The 17111-nt window shown below is 73.0% G+C and carries 16 protein-coding genes; 8 read left to right on the forward strand and 8 right to left on the reverse strand.

The window, feature by feature from the left end:
- Window positions 1–112 precede the first annotated feature (112 nt).
- Genes QM772_RS08150 through QM772_RS08165 form a run of 4 tightly spaced genes read left to right on the forward strand, consistent with a single transcriptional unit; the run spans window position 113 to window position 3299 of the window.
- Window positions 113–565 (forward strand): phasin family protein, encoded by a 453-nt coding sequence (locus QM772_RS08150; protein ID WP_415135321.1) that lies wholly within the window; start codon window positions 113–115, stop codon window positions 563–565.
- Between the two features lie 53 nt (window positions 566–618).
- Window positions 619–1809, forward strand: a complete 1191-nt coding sequence (locus QM772_RS08155; protein ID WP_415135323.1) for a DUF3108 domain-containing protein — start codon at window positions 619–621, stop codon at window positions 1807–1809.
- Window positions 1810–1836: 27 nt separating this feature from the next.
- Entirely contained in the window at window positions 1837–2529 is a 693-nt protein-coding gene (locus QM772_RS08160) for a TetR/AcrR family transcriptional regulator (RefSeq protein WP_415135325.1), read from the forward strand.
- Window positions 2526–3299 (forward strand): hypothetical protein, encoded by a 774-nt coding sequence (locus tag QM772_RS08165; protein WP_415135327.1) that lies wholly within the window; start codon window positions 2526–2528, stop codon window positions 3297–3299. The genes QM772_RS08160 and QM772_RS08165 overlap by 4 nt, the downstream gene beginning before the upstream one ends.
- A 258-nt stretch (window positions 3300–3557) precedes the next feature.
- Here QM772_RS08165 and QM772_RS08170 read toward each other — a convergent pair whose 3' ends face one another.
- A complete protein-coding gene (locus tag QM772_RS08170; protein ID WP_415135329.1) occupies window positions 3558–4640 on the reverse strand; it encodes an aminopeptidase in 1083 nt (360 codons plus the stop codon).
- Window positions 4641–4773: 133 nt separating this feature from the next.
- Window positions 4774–6807, reverse strand: coding sequence for a molybdopterin-containing oxidoreductase family protein (locus QM772_RS08175; RefSeq protein WP_415135331.1), 2034 nt, complete (start codon window positions 6805–6807; stop codon window positions 4774–4776).
- Window positions 6808–6879: 72 nt separating this feature from the next.
- Between QM772_RS08175 and QM772_RS08180 the strand changes: the two genes are divergently transcribed.
- Complete coding sequence (locus QM772_RS08180; protein ID WP_415135333.1) at window positions 6880–8097, forward strand: M20 aminoacylase family protein; 1218 nt, start codon at window positions 6880–6882, stop codon at window positions 8095–8097.
- Entirely contained in the window at window positions 8094–9188 is a 1095-nt protein-coding gene (locus QM772_RS08185; RefSeq protein ID WP_415135335.1) for a M14 family metallopeptidase, read from the forward strand. Before QM772_RS08180 ends, QM772_RS08185 begins: the two co-directional genes overlap by 4 nt.
- Window positions 9189–9204: 16 nt before the next feature.
- On the opposite strand, the gene QM772_RS08190 is transcribed toward QM772_RS08185, so the two are convergent.
- Complete coding sequence (locus tag QM772_RS08190) at window positions 9205–9984, reverse strand: type III pantothenate kinase (RefSeq protein ID WP_415135337.1); 780 nt, start codon at window positions 9982–9984, stop codon at window positions 9205–9207.
- A gap of 116 nt (window positions 9985–10100) precedes the next feature.
- Between QM772_RS08190 and lysM the strand changes: the two genes are divergently transcribed.
- The gene (gene lysM / locus QM772_RS08195) at window positions 10101–10583 is read left to right on the forward strand and encodes a peptidoglycan-binding protein LysM (protein ID WP_415135339.1); all 483 of its coding nucleotides are present in this window, start codon (window positions 10101–10103) and stop codon (window positions 10581–10583) included.
- Between the two features lie 186 nt (window positions 10584–10769).
- Here the strand turns inward: lysM and QM772_RS08200 are convergent, their stop codons facing one another.
- The gene (locus tag QM772_RS08200; RefSeq protein ID WP_415135341.1) at window positions 10770–11222 is read right to left on the reverse strand and encodes a DUF2214 family protein; all 453 of its coding nucleotides are present in this window, start codon (window positions 11220–11222) and stop codon (window positions 10770–10772) included.
- A gap of 12 nt (window positions 11223–11234) precedes the next feature.
- A complete protein-coding gene (locus QM772_RS08205; RefSeq protein ID WP_415135343.1) occupies window positions 11235–12209 on the reverse strand; it encodes a LysR family transcriptional regulator in 975 nt (324 codons plus the stop codon).
- 65 nt (window positions 12210–12274) lie between these two features.
- On the opposite strand from QM772_RS08205, the gene QM772_RS08210 reads away from it, so the two are divergent.
- On the forward strand, window positions 12275–12889 hold the full coding sequence (locus tag QM772_RS08210; RefSeq protein ID WP_415135345.1) for a hypothetical protein: 615 nt from the start codon (window positions 12275–12277) through the stop codon (window positions 12887–12889).
- A gap of 84 nt (window positions 12890–12973) precedes the next feature.
- Here the strand turns inward: QM772_RS08210 and QM772_RS08215 are convergent, their stop codons facing one another.
- Genes QM772_RS08215 through QM772_RS08225 form a run of 3 tightly spaced genes read right to left on the reverse strand, consistent with a single transcriptional unit; the run spans window position 12974 to window position 17089 of the window.
- Window positions 12974–14422, reverse strand: a complete 1449-nt coding sequence (locus tag QM772_RS08215) for an NAD-dependent succinate-semialdehyde dehydrogenase (protein ID WP_415135347.1) — start codon at window positions 14420–14422, stop codon at window positions 12974–12976.
- 49 nt (window positions 14423–14471) lie between these two features.
- Window positions 14472–16124: a GMC family oxidoreductase gene (locus QM772_RS08220; RefSeq protein WP_415135349.1), complete on the reverse strand. Its 1653-nt coding sequence runs from the start codon at window positions 16122–16124 to the stop codon at window positions 14472–14474.
- 5 nt (window positions 16125–16129) lie between these two features.
- A complete protein-coding gene (locus QM772_RS08225) occupies window positions 16130–17089 on the reverse strand; it encodes a Bug family tripartite tricarboxylate transporter substrate binding protein (protein ID WP_415135351.1) in 960 nt (319 codons plus the stop codon).
- Window positions 17090–17111: the final 22 nt, after the last annotated feature.

Genomic DNA, 17111 nt, shown 5'->3' on the forward strand with positions numbered 1-17111 from the left:
GGCGGCGGACGCCAATCCGTGGATTATTTCACGCGCGTTGCGGGCGCCCGGGACAGCGTACAGTCTCGGTCTGCCCACCCACGAAGCCCCCGCTGCACCAGGAGACCCCAGCATGGCCACCAAGCCCCGCAAGCCCCCGGCGACCGACACGCCCGCGCCCGCCTCGCCCTGGGCCGCGCACCTCACGCCCCTGTCCACCCACAACGTGTGGCTGGCCGGGCTGGGCGCGCTCGCCAGCGCGCAGGCCGAAGGCAGCAAGGCCTTCGAGGCGCTGGTCAAGCAGGGGATGGAGATGCAGAACAAGTCCCAGGCCCTGGCCAAGGAGCGCATGGAGGCCATGGCCAGCCAGGCCGCCGCGGCCGGCGCCGCGTCGCCCTGGAACCGCCTGGGCGGCATCTTCGAGGACCGGGTGGCCCAGGCCCTGGCCGGGCTGGGCATGCCCACCGCCCAGGAGCTGGCGGCGCTGACGGCGCGGGTGGACGCCCTGGAGCGCGCGCTCGGCCAGCAGCCGCCCCAGGCGGCCAGGCCGGCCGCCCGGCGCGCGGCCGCCGGCGACAAGCGCTGAGCCCGGGCGCTCCCGCCCCGCCCCATCCCGCACGCCCACGACCGTTTCCCGACTTGACCCCCGCGCTCCCCCCCGTTGTTCCCGCCGCGCCGCCGCGCCGGCAGCTGCTCGCGGCCACCGCGCTGGCGGTGGCGGTGCACGCCCTGCTGCTGATCGGGCTGCCGCACCTCGGCCAGGGCGTGCGCGCCGGCATGCAGGGCACCGCCTTCGTGACGCGCGTGGTGGCGCCGCCCGCCCCGCAGCCCGAGGCCGCCCCGCCCAAGCCCACGCCGCCCGAGCCCGTGGCGCCGCCGCAGACCACGCCGCCGCCCACGCCGGCCGAGCGGCCCGCGCCCGTGCCGCGCCAGACCGCCAGGCCCCGGCCCCAGCCGGCCGAGGCGCCCCGGCCGGCCGAGCCGGCCAGCTTCCGCTCGCAGGCGGCCGGCGGCCTGGAGCCCGAACCCAGCCTGCTGGGACCACCGCCCCTGGGCAGTTTTGGCGGCAGGAGCGCGCCCGAGCCGATCACGCCCCCGCTGCCCACGGACGAAGCCGGCCTGGCCCTGGACGCCGCCGCCGCCGCGGGCGACGCGCTGACGCAGGTCGCCCCCGCCGCCGAGGTCACCTACCTCACCAACGCCAGCTACGGCGGGCAGGCGGTGACGATGCGCACCACGCTCGACTGGCGCCAGGACGGCCGCCTGTACGAAGCCAAGTGGGTGCTGTACAGCCCCCGCTTCGGCGCGCACACGCGGGTGGCCACCGGCCTGCTGGCGCCACAGGGCCTGGTGCCGGTGGAAGCGGCGCTGCGCACGGCGCAGGCGCAGACCATGCGCTTCGACTACCGGGCGCGGCAGGTGCATTTCAGCGCCACCGGCGCCGACGAACCGCTGCGCCCCGGCATGCAGGACCGGCTGAGCGTGCTGCTCCAGCTCGGCGCCCTGCTGGCCGGCGACGCCCGGCGCTACCCGGTGGGCACCCGCATCGAGCTGCCGGCCGCGCACGCGCACGGCGCGGGCACCTGGCGCTTCGAGGTGCAGGCCGAGGAGCCGGTCGCCGCCCTCGGGGACCGCGAACTGCCGACGCTGCGCCTGCTGCACGAGCCCGAGAACGCGCAGGACGCCCGCGTCGAGGTCTGGCTCGGCCGCACCGTCAACTACCTGCCGGTGCGGGTGCGCGTCACCGAGCCCAATGGCGATACAGTGGAGCACACGATGCAGGACGCCTACACCCAGCGGGTGCCGCAGTCCGCGGCGCCCCTGCGCTAGCCGCCCCACCGACGACACGAGGAGACCATGGCCAAGAAAGCGCCCCGCCGCACCGCCGAGCGCATTCTGGGCACCACGCTGGCGCTGTTCAACCGCTTCGGCGAGCCCAACGTGTCCACCACCCTGATCTCGGCCGAGCTGAACATCAGCCCCGGCAACCTGTACTACCACTTTCCGTCCAAGGACGAGCTGGTCAACACCCTGTTCGACCAGTACGAGGGCGGCCTCTACACCCTGCTGGCCGCCAGCGAGGACGTGGGCGACGTCGAGGACGCCTGGTTCTTCCTGCACTCGCTGTTCGAGCTGATCTGGGCGTTCCGCTTCCTCTACCGCGACCTCAACCACCTGCTGTCGCGCAACCGGCGGCTGGAGACGCACTTTCCGGCCATCCTGATGCGCAAGCGCGCCGCGCTGCGCCACCTGATCGACCGCCTGTGCGCCGGCCAGCCGGCCGACGCCGCCGCCGAGCGCGCGCGCGACGCCGTGGCCGCCAGCATGGTGGTGATGCTGACCTACTGGCTGAGCTACGAATACGTGCTGCAGCCGCGCAGCGCCATGGAGCCCGAGAATGCGCAGGACGCGCTGCTGCGCGGCGCCTACCACGTGCTCGGCCTGCTGGCGCCGCACCTCGACGAAGCGCCGCGCGCCCACCTGCTGGCGCTGATCGACGCCTACAGCCACCCCCTCCTCCCCTCCTCCTCCGTCCCCGCCACCCCATGAAAGCCTGGCTGCCCTGCCCCCACGCCGCCGACTACCCGCTGGACGACGCCCAGGTGCGCGCGCAATGGGCGCGGCTGCACGCGCTCGACGCCGAGCCCCTGCCCAGGAGCGACGCCGCGCTGCACGCCTGGACGCTGTTCCACAGCGGCCAGTTCGAGGCCGCCGAGACCGCCGGCGTCGAAGCCAGCTGGGCCGGCATGGGCGCGGCCAACCGCGCCACCGCCGCCTACGCCGAGCTGATCGAGCCGCACGAGACGGCGCGCATGGACCTGTACCGGCGCATCCACGCGCGGGCCAGCCTGCACGCCCTGCTGCGGCCCGGCGACGCCAGCGCCTGGTACTGGCTGGGCTACGCGCTGGCGCGCTACGCGCAGGGCATCCACGTCGCCCGCGCGCTGGCGCAGGGCCTGGGCGCCCAGGTGCGCGCCGCGCTGGAGACCGCGCTGGCGCTGGCGCCCCACCACGCCTTCGCGCACGCCACGCTGGGCACCTTCCAGGCCGAGGCGATCGACAAGGTCGGCCCGCTGGTGGCCACGATGACCTACGGCGCCCGCGCCGACACCGCCATGAAGCACCTGCGCGAGGCCCAGCGCCTGGCGCCCGATTCGGCCGCCGTGCTGCTCGACCTGGCCGGCGCGCTGGTCATGCTCGAAGGCGAGGCGCGTCTGGAGGAAGCCACGCGCCTGCAGGAGCAGGCCGCCCAGGTGCAGGCGCGCGACGCCGCCGAACGGCTGTGGGTGGAGTTGGCGCGCACCAGCCTGTCGCTTTAAAAGGCCCCCACGCTCCCCCGCTGCGCGTGGTCCGCTGCCCCCCGAGGGGGCTCCGGCCGCCTTGGGAGCGGCCCGGCGGCCGCCGGGTGGCCCCCACGCTCCCCCCCTGCGCGTGGTCCGCTGCCCCCCGAGGGGGCTCCGGCCGCCTTGGGAGCGGCCCGGCGGCGGCCGGGTGGCCCCCACGCTCCTCCGCTTATTTCGGATCAAATCGGCCTCTAGCGACCGCCAGTCAATCGCTGCTAGCTATCAAATCGGTAGTCAACCGGGCAGCGCCCGAAGCTGCGCCAAGCGCTCCGCCCGGGGCAGCCGCGCCAGCGCGCGCACGGCGGCGTGGAAGCGCGGCCAGTCGCCGCCCTCGCGCGCGAACAGCGCCTCGAAGGCCGGCACCAGGTCGTCGTACGCCGCCTGCACGCCGAAGAAGGCGTTGTTGGCCTCGGCCACCCAGCGGTCGTAGCCGTCGAACGGCGCGCCGGCCGCGGCCCACTGCGCCTTCAGCGCCGCATAGCGCTGCCGAAAGCGCGCCATTGCTTCTGATTTCATAGCTTCCAGCGCTTGACTGGCGGGCGCTGGAGCCGTTTTTTGCTCATAAACAGCGGCCAGCTCGCCGCGCGTCTCGCGCGCCAGCTCGCGGAACTCGCGGCGGTGCGCGTCGAAGGCGGCGTACTCGCGCCGCGCCGCCTCCCCGGCCTGCGCGGCCAGCCAGCGCTGCACGCCCAGGCGCTCGACGGCGGTGGCGTAGGACTCGTTGAACAGGGTGTCGTCGCCGACGTACACCACCTGGTGCGCCAGCTCGTGGAAGACCATGCGCGCCAGCTCGCCCTCGGGGTAGCGGATGAAGGTGGACAGCAGCGGATCGCCGCCGGCCCAGTTCAGCCAGCCCAGGGTGGAATAGGCGGGCACGCCGTAGACCCGCACCTCCAGCCCCTCCCGCGCCTGCAACTCTGCGGCCAGGGCGCGCGCGTCGGCCTCGTCGTAATAGCCGCGGTAACCCACGCAGCCGACGAAGGGAAAACACCAGCGCCTGAGCGTCAGCGAATAAGGCGGCGCCGCCGCCACGTTCCACACCGCCGCGCGGCGCTTCAGGTCGGCATAGCGGTGGTAGCTGGCGTTGTCGGGCAGCGCCAGGTCGCTGACCGCGAAGGCGCGGATGCGGCGCGCCAGCGCCAGGCGCGCCTTCAGGTCGGCGGGCGTGGCGGGGTCGGCCAGCAACTCGTCCACCGGGCGCGCGGCGTTCATCAGCGCCAGATGGCCCTGCACCGACTGCCCGTAGTACGCGGCGGAGGTGCAGCCGGACAGGGTTGCCGCGGCCAGCACGGCGCACGCGACCGCCCAATGGTTCACTGAACAACCCTCCGCGCCGCGCCTGGGTGCGTGTCATCTGGCGCGCCTGGACCGAGCGAACGCCCTACGATCCGGCTCGCCATGCAGCCCTCCAAACGCTTCTCAAAACTGCGGGGGGTTGACACAGGGTGTCTCATGCGCGCTCGACCTCCACCGCGCAGTCGTAGAACACCGGCCCGCGGCCCAGATCGGTCAGCTTCTGGCTGGTGAGCTCGTTGACGTTGGTGCCGCGCGGCCCCAGCTTGCGCCACCAGATGCCCAGGCCGTTGACGACGCCGGGGCGGGCGCGCTCGCTCACCTCGGCGGCGCAGTGGTAGGCGCCGCGCTGGTTGAACACGCGCACCAGCTGGCCGCTGGCGATGCCGCGCGCGGCGGCGTCGCGCGGGTGGATCTCCAGCAGCGGCTGGCCCTCGATGCTGCGCAGGCTCCGCACGTTGACGAAGCTGCTGTTGAGGAAGTTGCGCGCCGGCGGCGAGATCATGGCCAGCGGGTAGCGGCCGGGCGTGGGCGGCTCGTGGTTGGGCACGTGGTCCGGCAGGCCGTCCAGGCCCTGCGCGGCCAGGCGCGCGCTGAAGAACTCGCAGCGCCCGCTGGGCGTGGGGAAATCGCCTTCTGCAAACGGCGCCTCGGGCAACGGCAGATGGGCGAAGCCGTTCGCCAGCAGCTCCTCCCAGTCCACGGCGGCGCCATAGGCTTGGCGGCAGAGCTGCTCGTCGTCGTCGCCGAAACAGGATTCCGTGAAGCCCATGCGCGCGGCCAGCTCGCGGAAGATGCGCGCGTTGCTGCGCGCCTGGCCCACGGGCGCGATGGCCGGGCGGTTCAGCAGCACGTCGGTGTGGCCGTAGGCGGCGTGGATGTCCCAGTGCTCCAGCTGCGTGGTGGCGGGCAGCACGATGTCGGCGTAGTCAACCGTGTCGGTGTGGAACTGCTCCAGCACCACGGTGAACAGGTCTTCGCGCGCGAAGCCGCGCACCACCTGGGGCGACTCGGGCGCCACCGCCACCGGGTTGCTGTTGTAGACCACCAGCGCGTCGATGCGCGGGCCGAAACCGTCCGAGGCCGGGCGCAGCAGGTCGTCGCCGATGGTCACCATGTTGACGGCGCGCGGGCGCCGTGCGCCCAGCAGGCCGGGCCGCTGCAAGGCCGCGCGGTCCACGGGGAAGTGGCCCGAACTGGACAGCAGCACGCCGCCGGCGCGGTGCCGCCAGGCGCCCGTGAGCGCCGGCAGGCAGGCGATGGCGCGCACGGCGTTGCCGCCGCCGGCGCAGCGCTGCACGCCGTAGTTGAGGCGGATCGCGGCCGGCCGCGTTGTGCCGTAGGCACGCGCCAGCTCGACGATCTGCGCCGCCGGCACGCCGCAGACTTGCGCGGCGCGCTCCGGATTCCAGAGCAGCGCGCGCTCGCGCAGCGCCGGCCAGCCGAGGGTGTGGCGCGCGATGTAGTCGTGGTCGAGCCAGTCGTGGCGGATCAGCTCGTGCATGATCGCCAGGGCCAGCGCGGCGTCGGTGCCGGGGCGCAGCGCCACGTGCTCGTCGCACTTGTCGGCCGTCTCGGTGCGGCGGGGGTCGATGCACACCAGGCGCGCGCCGCCCCGCCGCGCCTGCTGCGCCAGACGCCAGAAATGCAGGTTGCTGGCGATGGAGTTGCTGCCCCAGATCAGGATCAGCTGGCTTTCGGCGAAGAACTCGGTGCGCATGCCGACCTTGCCGCCCAGCGTGTGCGCCAGCGCCTCGCCGCCGGCGGTGGCGCAGATGGTGCGCTCCAGCAGGCTGGCGCCCAGGCGGTGGAAGAAGCGCCGGTCCATCGACTCGCCCTGCACCAGCCCCATGGTGCCGGCGTAGCTGTAGGGCAGCACGCCCTGCGGGTCGCGCGCGGCGATGGCGGCCAGGCGCGCGGCCACCTCGTCCAGCGCCTCGTCCCAGCCGATGGGCGCGAACCGGCCCTCGCCCTTGGCGCCGACGCGCCGCAGCGGCGTCAGCAGGCGCTCGGGGTGATGCGTGCGCTCGTGGTAGCGCGAGACCTTGGTGCACAGCACGCCGGCGGTGGGCGGGTGCGCCGGGTTGCCGCGCACGCGCACGGCGCGGCCGCCTTCCACCGTGGTGACCAGGCTGCAGGTGTCGGGGCAGTCGTGCGGGCAGGCGCCGACGATTTCAAACGGGGATGTCATGAGCAGTCGGGACTGAACAGGTCCTGCGGGCGGTGCGCCGCATTGTCCCGCATGCGGCGCTAGACTGGCGCCATGAACCTGATCGAACCCATCCTGGCGCAGGCCGCGGCCATCACCCAACTGCGGCGCGACATCCATGCGCATCCCGAGCTGTGCTTCGAGGAGGTGCGCACCGCCGACCTGGTGGCGGCCAAGCTGGCCGAGTGGGGCATTCCCATCCACCGCGGCCTGGGCACCACCGGCGTGGTGGGCATCGTGCACGGGCGCGACGGCGGCCGGAGCGGCAGGGCCATCGGCCTGCGCGCCGACATGGACGCCCTGCCCATGACCGAGTTCAACACCTTCGCCCACGCCAGCCGGCACGCTGGCAAGATGCACGCCTGCGGCCACGACGGCCACACCGCCATGCTGCTGGCCGCCGCCCAGCACCTGGCGCGGCACCGCAGCTTCGACGGCACCGTGTACCTCATCTTCCAGCCGGCCGAGGAAGGCGGCGGCGGCGCGCGCGAGATGATCAAGGACGGCCTGTTCGAGCAGTTCCCCATGGAGGCCGTGTTCGGCATGCACAACTGGCCCGGCATGGCGGCGGGCAAGTTCGCGGTCAGCCCGGGGCCGGTGATGGCCTCCAGCAACGACTTCCGCATCACCATCACCGGCAAGGGCGGCCACGCCGCGCTGCCGCACACGGGCACCGACCCGGTGCCCGTGGCCTGCCAGATCGTGCAGGGCTTCCAGACCATCCTGACGCGCAACAAGAAGCCGATCGAGGCCGGCGTCATCTCCGTCACCATGATCCACGCCGGCGAGGCCAACAACGTCATCCCCGACGCCTGCGAGATCCAGGGCACGGTGCGCACCTTCACCTTCGAGACGCTGGACCTGATCGAGCGCCGCATGCAGGAGATCGCCGAGGGCGTGAGCGCCGCCTTCGGCGCCACCTGCGCGTTCCACTTCAACCGCAACTACCCGCCCACCATCAACACGCCCTACGAAGCCGATTTCTGCCGCCGCGTCATGGCCGGGATCGTCGGCAACGACAACGCCCTGGCGCAGGAGCCCACCATGGGCGCGGAGGACTTCGCCTTCATGCTGCAAGCCAAGCCCGGCGCCTACTGCTTCATCGCCAACGGCGACGGCGCCCACCGCGGCCGCTACGAGGGCGGCGGCCACGACGCCGGCCCCTGCACGCTGCACAACCCGCACTACGACTTCAACGACGAGCTGATCCCGCTGGGCGCCACCTACTGGGTGCGGCTGGCGGAGGAGTGGCTCGGCCACGTCAAGCCATGATCCCGATCCCGTCCGCCTTTTCTCCCAGCTACGCCAAGGCGCGCGTCAAGTTCCTGGAAGCCGCCGCCGCGGCGGGCACGCGCATCGAGTCGCACAACCACCCGCTGCCCGGCCGCGAGGGCGAGGTGCTGGCGATGGACGTGGCGCTGGACGCCGCCGCCACCGGCAGCCCCGGCGAGCGCCTGCTTATCGTCAGCAGCGCCTGCCACGGCGTCGAAGGCTTCTGCGGCAGCGGCGTGCAGGTGTTCGCCCTGCACGACGCCGAGTGGCGCGCCAAGGCGCGCGATGCCGGGGTGGACGTGCTCTACATCCACGCGCTCAACCCCTGGGGCTTCTCGCACATCCGCCGCGTGACGAACGAGAACGTGGACCTGAACCGCAACTTCCACGACTTCAGCCGCCCGCTGCCGGTCAACGAGGGCTACCGCCGCGTGCACCCGCTGCTGCTGCCCGAAACCTGGCCGCCGAACGAGGCCAACCGCGCGGCGGCGCAGGATTTCATCGCCCGCGAGGGACTGGCCGTGTGGCAGGCCGCCATCTCCGGCGGCCAGCACGAGTATCCCGGCGGGCTGTTCTTCGGCGGCACGGCGCCCACCTGGAGCAACCGCACGCTGCGCGAAGTGCTGGCGCGCCACGCCGGCGCCTGCCGCGAGGTGGCGTGGATCGACCTGCACACGGGCCTGGGGCCGGGCGGCGTGGGCGAGCGCATCTACGCCGGCCGCGACGACCGCGCCACCGAGGCGCGCGCGCGCCGCTGGTGGGGCGAGCAGGTGACCTCCATCTACGACGGCAGCTCCACCAGCGCGCTGCTGACGGGGCTGATGTGGGAGTCGATCCACGACGCCGCGCCGCAGGCCCGCTACACCGGCATCGCCATGGAATACGGCACCGAGCCGATCACCGAAGTGCTGGAGGCGCTGCGCGGCGACCACTGGCTGGCGCTGCACCCGGAAGCCCCGCCCGAGCTGGCGAACGCGATCCACGCACGCATGCTGCGGGCCTTCTACACCGACACCGACGCCTGGAAGGGCCAGATCGTCAGCCAGGCGCGCCAGGCGCTGTTCCAGGCCGTCGAGGGGCTGGCGGCCTGAGCGGCGCCCGCCCGGCTCAGAACCCTGAGTGCAGCGCCTCGCGCTCGGCGGCGATCGCCAGCAGGCCGTCGAAGATGAGGCTTTCCACCAGCTCGTAGGACCGCCCCATCGAAGGCAGCATCTTCCAGCCGGCGCCGCCGGTCATCAGGCACAGCGGCTCGGCGCCGCAGCGCGCCTTCAGGTGCTGGAACATGCGCTCGCACGCGCCGGCGATGGCGAAGCTGCCGCCGCTGGTCAGGCCGTCGCTGGTGTTGGTGGGAAAGTTCGTCACCTCGCCGGTGGGCACGTGCAGGCCGGCGGTGCCGGATTCGAGCGCGCGCAGCATGATGCCGTGGCCGGGCAGGATCAGCCCGCCCAGGAAGCGCCCCTGCTCGTCGATCGCCTCCACGGTGACGGCCGTGCCCACCATCACCAGGATCACCGGCCGCGCCGGGCCGTGCCGCAGCATGTGCTGGCGCGCGCCGATCATCGCCACCCAGCGGTCGGCGCCCAGCCGGGCCGGGTAGTCGTAGCCGTTGACCAGGCCGGCCTCGGCTTCCGAGGCCACCACCCAGCGCGGCTCCACCGCCCACAGCTCCATCTGCTCCTGCACGCGGTACTTGACGGCCTGGCCGGCGACAATGCAGCCCAGCATGCGCGTGGGCTCGGGCAGTTCCACCCAGGTCGATTCCGACAGGCGGTCGATCTGCTCCAGGAACTCGACCCCATGCGCCAGCACGAGGGCGCCCGGTTCGGGGCGGTCGTACAGCGTCCATTTCAGTCGCGTATTGCCGACATCCAGTGCCAAAAAGCTCATGGGGCCGCAATATAAGTGGTTTTGTCCTACAGGCACTGCGGGGCAACCCGGCCCGGAACGGCGGCTCGGGCGGGTACAGTGTCGGCTTCCCGATCCACCAACCTAGGAGAAAGCGCATGGGATTGTTCAGTTTCATCAAGGAAGCCGGCGAGAAGCTGTTCGGCGGCAAGGAGGTCGAGCAGGCCGCCGCGTCCGGCGCGCCCAACGTGGCCGAGCTGAACCAGAAGGCCGGCGACGCCATCAAGACCTACATCGAGCAGCAGAACCTGGGCCTGTCGGGCCTGAGCGTGGCGTTCGACGGCGCCGTCGGCATGGTGACGCTGGCCGGCAGCGCCCCCAGCGAGGAAGCGGCCGAGAAAGCTGGCCTGGCCGCCGGCAACGTGGCCAGCGTGCGCAGCGTGGCCAACAATCTCGAATACCCGGCCGGCACCGCCTCGCAGTACCACGACGTGGTGCGCGGCGACACGCTCTCGGCCATCGCCAAGAAGTACTACGGCGACGCCAACAAGTACCCGGTGATCTTCGAGGCCAACAAGCCCATGCTGACGCACCCGGACAAGATCTACCCGGGCCAGAAGCTGCGCATCCCGGCGCTTTGATTTCGATAGCTGCCAGCGCTTGCTCCGCAAGCGCTGGAGCCCAATTCGATGCATAAAAGGCACCTGCGGGTGCCTTTTTCATCGCCGGGCCGCCCCAAGATGAAAAAGCCCCTCTCGGGGGGCAGCGGACCACGCGCAGCGGGGAGCTTGCGGGCCATTTTCCATCGCCACAGGCCACGCTCTCTTCTAGCGCGCCCCCCAACCGCGCGCCAGCAGCACCGCCAGCAGCGGGATCAGCGCCAGCAGGTGCGCCTCGATCATCACCAGCCGGCGCGTGGCGCGCACCTCGGCCGCGGCGGGCAAGGCGCCCGTGGCGCGCAGCGCGCGGCGCCAGCGCAGAAAGCGCAGCGTGGGCGCGATGGAGACGAGCCCGGTCACCACGAACAGCGTGACCTTGGCGTGCAGCAGCGGCTGCGACCAGTACCAGCCCGCGCCCTTCAGGCCCCACCAGGTGCGCGCCAGGCCCGTGGCCAGCAGCACCAGCGCCGAGACGGCGTAGATCAGGTCGACGCGCGCCAGCCGCTCGACCACGGCGGCGTTCATCCATTCGGGGCGGCACAGCGCGGCCTCGCTCGCGAGGAACGTGACGGCCATCAGGATGGCAAGGATGTGCGCGTAGGCGAGCAGGGCTTCGGTCATGGCGCGATGGTATTACCTGCGCCAGAAGGCGGGATCGCCGAAGCGCTCCCGGAGGTGGTCCACCCACAGCCGCACGCGCAGCGGCGCATGCCGGCTGGCGTGCGGCAGGATGGCGTAGATGCCGTTGGGCGGCGCGGCGAAGGCTTCCAGCACCGGCACCAGCAGGCCGGCGGCGATCTCGGACTCCACCTCCCAGGTGCTGCGCCAGGCGATGCCGTGGCCGGCCAGGCACCAGTCGTGCAGCACCTGGCCGTCGGAGCAGTCGAGCGGGCCGCCGGGGCGCAGGTGGATCACCTCCTCGTTGCGCTCGATGGAGGCGCCCGCACCCGCAAGCGCGCGTTCATCTTCCTGCCCTTGGGCGTTCCGCGGAACGCGGAACGCCCAGCCGCGCGTCTGCGAGGCGTCGCTGGACAGCACCAGGCAGTCGTGCTGCAGCAGCTCGCGCGGGTGGCGCGGCGCGCCGCGCCGCGCCAGGTAGGCGGGCGCGGCCACGGCCAGGCGCCGGTTGTCGGCCAGGCGGATGCTGACGAGCGACGAATCCGGCAGGTCGCCCACGCGCACCGCGCAGTCGTAGCCCTCGCCGGCCAGGTCGACCACGCGGTCGGACAGGTTGAGCGAGATGCGCAGGCGCGGGTGCGCGGCGTGGAACCCGGGCACCAGCGGCGCCACGTGCCGGCGCCCGAAGCCGGCCGGCGCGGTGACGCGCAGGTGCCCGCTGGCCTGCACGCCGCCGGCCGAGACGCTGGCCTCGGCGCCCGCCACCTCGGTCAGGATGCGCTGGCAGTCGTCCAGGAAGGCGGCGCCCTCGTGCGTGAGGGCGATGCGGCGCGTGGTGCGCACCAGCAGCTTCACGCCCAGGTGCTCCTCCAGCGCGTCGAGCCGGCGCCCGATCACGGCCGGGGCCACGCCCTCGGCGCGCGCGGCGGCGCTCAAGGAGCCGCGCGTGGCCACCGAGGCGAAAGTCTCGAGTGCCTTGAGTTTGTCCATGCGCGGGCATTATCCGCAGGGGACGGCTGTGCGATCATGGCGCGCCGCATGCCGCGCACGCCCCCATGTCCAAGGACTCCCCGCTTTCCGCCAGCCCTGCCCGCCCGCACATGGACGTGCGCAGCCTGAGCCTGGCGCAGTTGCAGAAGCTGGCCGCGCAAGGCAGCCGGCGCGCCCGCGCCGAACTGGAAGGCCGCATGCGCGCGGCGGCGCCGCGTACCGACACCCCGGCGCCGGCCGCGCCCCAGCCCGCGCCGCCCCCCGCCACGGCGGCCGCGCCCGCACCGGCCGCCGCGCCCAGCCACCGGCTGGCCGACCAGCTCGAACTGATTGCCCGCCAGGACAGTCAGCGCGCGCGCCAGGACGGCCCGCCGCGCCTGGTCGGCATGGTGCTGATCGCCTGGGGCGCGTTGATCCTGCTCGGCGGACTGGTGATGCTGGCGCACCGCGGCGGCCCCTACTACCTGTTCTGCGCCCTGGGCGTGGCGGCGGTCGGCGGGCTGCTGATGCGCCGCAGCCGCTGGGCGATGGCGCTGCACGGCGCGCTGCTGCTGGTGGCGCTGGGCTGGGCCTGGCGCAGCGCCGGCGGCAGCCTGGCCACGGCGCTGGTGCAGGCGGCGCCGCTGCTCATCCCGGCGGCGTGGATGGCGGTGCGGCCGGTGCGCGAGCCGCTGGAATAATTTTCAAGCCAAATCGGCCTCCAGCGCTTACTGGACAAGCGCTAGAAGCTATCAAAAGAGAAGCGTTTTCCGCTAACTGCCTTCTCAGCCCATGACGACGGCGCGCAGGCTGGTGTAGGCCTCGATGCCCGCGCTGCCGTTCTCGCGCCCGTGGCCGCTGTCCATGACGCCGCCGAAAGGCGTTTCGGGCTGCATGAGCTGCACGGCGTTGATGCCCACGGCGCCGGCGCGCAGGCCCTCGCCGAGCCGCCGCGCGCTGGCCAGGCTCTGCGTGAAGCCGAAGGCCGCCAGCCCCACGGGCAGGCTGTTGGCCAGGGCCAGGACCTCGTCCAGGTCGTCGAACGGCACCACCGGCACCAGGGGGCCGAACGGCTCCTCCTGCATCACGCGCGCGTCCAGCGGCACATCGGCCAGCACGGTGGGCAGGTGGAAGAAGCCGGCCTCGCCGCCGGCCGAGTCGCAGGCCCGGCCGCCGCACACCAGGCGCGCGCCGCGGCGCGTCGCGTCCTGCACCAGCGCCTGCACCGCGCGCTGGCGCCGCGCGCTGATCACCGGGCCCATCGTGGTGGCCGGGTCTTCACCGGGGCCGACCACGGTGCTCTCGGCCACCTGGCGGAAGGCGTCCACGAAGGCGCCGTAATGGCGCCGGTGCACGAAGAAGCGCGACGGGTTGGCGCAGATCTGGCCCGCGTTGCGCAGCTTGATCTGGGCCAGCGCGGCCACGGTGGCCGGCAGGTCGGCGTCCTCGCACACCACCACGGGCGCGTGGCCGCCCAGCTCCAGCGTGATGGGCTTCAGCCGGTCGCCCGCCCGCGCCGCCAGCAGGCGGCCCACGGGCGTCGAGCCGGTGAAGCTGAGCTTGTGGATCTGCGGCGCGTCGATGAGCGCCGCCGAGATCTCGGCCGGCACGCCCAGCACCATCTGCAGCGCTTCGCCGGGCACGCCGGCCTCGTGCAGGCAGCGCACCAGTTCCGCCACGGCCAGCGGCGTCTCCTCGGCCGGCTTGAGCACCACGCTGCAGCCGGCCGCCAGCGCCGCCGACGCCTTGATGGCCGACAGCATGACCGGGAAGTTCCACGGCGTGAGCGCCGCCACCGGGCCGATGGGTTCGCGCTGGGTGTGGAAGCGCGCGCCGGGGTAGCGCGTCGGGATGGTCTGCCCGTACAGGCGGCGGCCTTCCTCGGCATGCCACTCGATCATCTGCGCCGCGTTCTCGATCTCGCGGCCCGCTTCCACCAGGGTCTTGCCCTGCTCGCGCGTCAGCAGGCGCGCCACGCCGCCGCCGCGCGCGCGCAACAGCTCGGCGCCGCGGCGCAGGATGGCGCAGCGCTCCAGCGCGGTGCGCGCGCGCCAGTCGGCGAAACCGCGCTCGGTGGCCGCCAGCGCCTGCTGCAACTGCGCGCCCGAAATGGCCTGGAACCCGGCCAGGGGCTGCGCCGTGGCGGGGTTGAGCACCGTCACGCGCGTGGCGCCATCGCCCGCGACCCAGGCGCCGGCGATGGACTGCAGGTTGGTTTCGATGGCACCGCTCACTGGACTACCCTCCGTCCTTCGGACTGCGGGGGGGTTGACACAGGGTGTCTCATGACGCCACCGCCTGGGCTTCGCTGCCCGCCAGGCCCAGGTCCTGGGCGATGAAGTCGGCGGCGCGTTCGCCGATCATGATGATGGGCGCGTTGGTGTTGCCCGAGACGATGCGCGGCATGACCGAGCCGTCCACCACGCGCAGGCCGTCCACGCCGTGCACGCGCAGGCGCGCATCCACCACCGCCATCGGGTCGTCCCGCGGCCCCATGGCGCAGGTGCCCACCGGGTGGAAGATGCTGGCGGCGCGGCGGCGCACCCAGTCCAGCACTTCGGCGTCGCTCCGCGCGGCCGGGCCGGGCTCGTGCTCGCCGACCACGTACTTCGCCAGCGGCGGGCTGGCGGCGATGTCCTGCATCTTGCGCACCATGGCCACGGCGGTGGCGCGGTCGCGCTCGGTCTGCAGGTAGCCGCTGAAGATGCGCGGCGCCTTCAGCGGGTCGCCGTCGGCGATCTCGATGCGGCCGCGGCTTTCCGGGCGCAGGTCGCAGGCCGACAGCGTGACGCCGGGGAACGGATGCGGCGGCTGGTGCGGGCGGTCGAAGCTGACCAGGCCGAAGTGGATCTGCACGTTGGGCCAGCCCTGGTGGCCGCCGGGCGGCAGCTCGAAGAAGGCGCCGGCGCGGTACACGCCGTTGCGCAGCGAGCCCTGGCGCGTGAACTGGTAGCGCAGGAACTCCGCCGCGCTGCGCCAGGTGCTGCGGGCGATGTCGTTGAGCGTGACCACGCCCTGGCAGCGGTAGGCGGGCCGCACCTGGAGGTGGTCCTGCAGGTTCCGCCCGACGCCGGGCAGGTCCAGCGCCACCTCGATGCCGTGCCGCTCCAGCAGCTCGGCCGGGCCGAAGCCCGAGAGTTGCAGCAGCTGGGGCGACTGCAACGCACCGGCGCAGAGCGCGACCTCGTGGCGGGCGCGCAACTCGCGCGCCTGCCCCTGGTACAGCACCCGCACGCCGGTGACGCGGCGGCCCTCGCGCAGCAGCCCCAGCGCCTGCGCGCCGCTCAGCACGCGCAGGTTGGCGCGCGATTCGGCCGGGCGCAGGTAGGCGCGGCCGGTGCTCATGCGCACGCCGTTGCGGGTGTTCATGCGGAAGTAGCCGGCGCCGGTGTTGTCGCCGCCGTTGAAATCGCGCGTGGGCGGAATGCCGCAGCGGCCCGCCGCCTCGATGAAGGCGTCCGACAAGGGGTCCGGCGGCACGTCCGAGATCCACAGCGGGCCGCCCTGGCCGTCGGCCTCGCCGCGCGAGACCTCGCCGTGCATCGAACGGCGGAAGTACGGCAGCACCTCGCGCCAGGACCAGCCGGGGTTGCCGAGCGCCGCCCATTGGTCGTAGTCGCGCTGGTGGCCGCGCAGGTACAGCATGCCGTTGATGAGGCTGGAGCCCCCCAGCCCCTTGCCGCGCGGCCAGGGCAGGCGGCGGTCGGCCATGCCCGGGTCGGGCTCGGTCTCGAAGCCCCAGTCGAAGCGCGGGTTGCCCACGGTCTTGAAGTAGCCGATGGGGATGTCGATCCACGGGTAGCGCGTGCGCTCGCCGGCCTCGACGAGCAGCACCTGGAGCTGCGGGTTCTCGCTCAGCCGGGCGGCCAGGGCGGCGCCGGCCGATCCCGCGCCGACCACGATGACGTCGGCGCCGTTCATGTCGCTGGCGGCCATGGCGCTCAGTCCACCGATATCTTGGCGTCGCGCGCCACGCGCAGCCACTTCTCGGACTCGGTGGCGATCACCTTGCCGAAGGCTTCGGGCGGCATCGGGTCGGCCTCCAGCGCCAGGGGCGCGAAGCGCTCGCGCACCTCGGGGCTGGAAAGCGCCGCGTTCAGCTCGGCGTTGAGGCGCTTGACGATCTCCGGCGGCGTGCCCGCCTTGGCCGCGAAGCCGTCGAACGAGCGCAGCACGAAGGCGGAGTAGCCCAGCTCGGCCATGGTGGGCACGTCTTTCAGCGCGGGCAGGCGCTGCGCGCCGGTGGTGGCCAGCGGCCGCAGCTTGCCGCCCTGTATCTGCGGCAGCGCCGCCGAAGCCGTGAGGAACATGAAGTTGGCGCGGTCGCTCAGCAGGTCGGCGATGGCCATGGGGAACTGGTTGTAGGGCAGGTGCGTGGTCTTGATGCCGAGCTGCTGGTTGAACAGCTCGCCGGCCAGGTGCGCGGGCGTACCGTTGCCGCCCGACGCGAAGCTGAGGCTGCCCGGCTTGGCGCGGGCGGTGTCGATCAGTTCCTTGGTGGACTTGATGGCGCTCTGCGTGGGCACCACCAGCACGTTGTAGTTCCAGGATTCGTGGCCGACGGGCGTGAGCGACTTGAGGAAATCGACTTTCTGCGTCGGGTACAGCAGCGGCGCCACCAGCGACGCCGACGACAGCGAATACAGCGTATAGCCGTCGGCCGGCTGGCGCAGGACATCGGACAGGCCGATGGTGCCGGCGGCACCGGGCTTGTTGTCCACCACGATGGGCTGGCCCAGGCCGGCGGCCATGCGCTCGCCCACCACCCGCGCGGCCACGTCGGCCGGCGTGCCAGCCGCCCAGGGCACCACCAGGCGGATCGGTCTATGGGGGTAGTTCTGCGCCGCGGCGCCCAGCGGCAGCAGGGCAGCGCACAGGGCGGCGATCCATGCGGTCTTCATGCGAGATGTCTCCTCTTGGTGG

Origin of the sequence: Ottowia sp. (assembly GCF_047601385.1) — a bacterium.
Classification (GTDB): domain Bacteria; phylum Pseudomonadota; class Gammaproteobacteria; order Burkholderiales; family Burkholderiaceae_C; genus Ottowia.

Excerpts from the sequence above, each read along its gene's own strand:
- QM772_RS08165 (WP_415135327.1), top strand. The coding sequence starts at position 2,526 with ATGAAAGCCTGGCTGCCCTGCCCCCACGCCGCCGACTACCCGCTGGAC.
- QM772_RS08200 (WP_415135341.1), bottom strand. The coding sequence starts at position 11,222 with ATGACCGAAGCCCTGCTCGCCTACGCGCACATCCTTGCCATCCTGATG.
- QM772_RS08175 (WP_415135331.1), bottom strand. The coding sequence starts at position 6,807 with ATGACATCCCCGTTTGAAATCGTCGGCGCCTGCCCGCACGACTGCCCC.
- QM772_RS08150 (WP_415135321.1), top strand. The coding sequence starts at position 113 with ATGGCCACCAAGCCCCGCAAGCCCCCGGCGACCGACACGCCCGCGCCC.
- QM772_RS08225 (WP_415135351.1), bottom strand. The coding sequence starts at position 17,089 with ATGAAGACCGCATGGATCGCCGCCCTGTGCGCTGCCCTGCTGCCGCTG.
- QM772_RS08180 (WP_415135333.1), top strand. The coding sequence starts at position 6,880 with ATGAACCTGATCGAACCCATCCTGGCGCAGGCCGCGGCCATCACCCAA.
- QM772_RS08160 (WP_415135325.1), top strand. The coding sequence starts at position 1,837 with ATGGCCAAGAAAGCGCCCCGCCGCACCGCCGAGCGCATTCTGGGCACC.
- lysM (WP_415135339.1), top strand. The coding sequence starts at position 10,101 with ATGGGATTGTTCAGTTTCATCAAGGAAGCCGGCGAGAAGCTGTTCGGC.
- QM772_RS08220 (WP_415135349.1), bottom strand. The coding sequence starts at position 16,124 with ATGGCCGCCAGCGACATGAACGGCGCCGACGTCATCGTGGTCGGCGCG.
- QM772_RS08210 (WP_415135345.1), top strand. The coding sequence starts at position 12,275 with ATGTCCAAGGACTCCCCGCTTTCCGCCAGCCCTGCCCGCCCGCACATG.
- QM772_RS08185 (WP_415135335.1), top strand. The coding sequence starts at position 8,094 with ATGATCCCGATCCCGTCCGCCTTTTCTCCCAGCTACGCCAAGGCGCGC.
- QM772_RS08205 (WP_415135343.1), bottom strand. The coding sequence starts at position 12,209 with ATGGACAAACTCAAGGCACTCGAGACTTTCGCCTCGGTGGCCACGCGC.
- QM772_RS08190 (WP_415135337.1), bottom strand. The coding sequence starts at position 9,984 with ATGAGCTTTTTGGCACTGGATGTCGGCAATACGCGACTGAAATGGACG.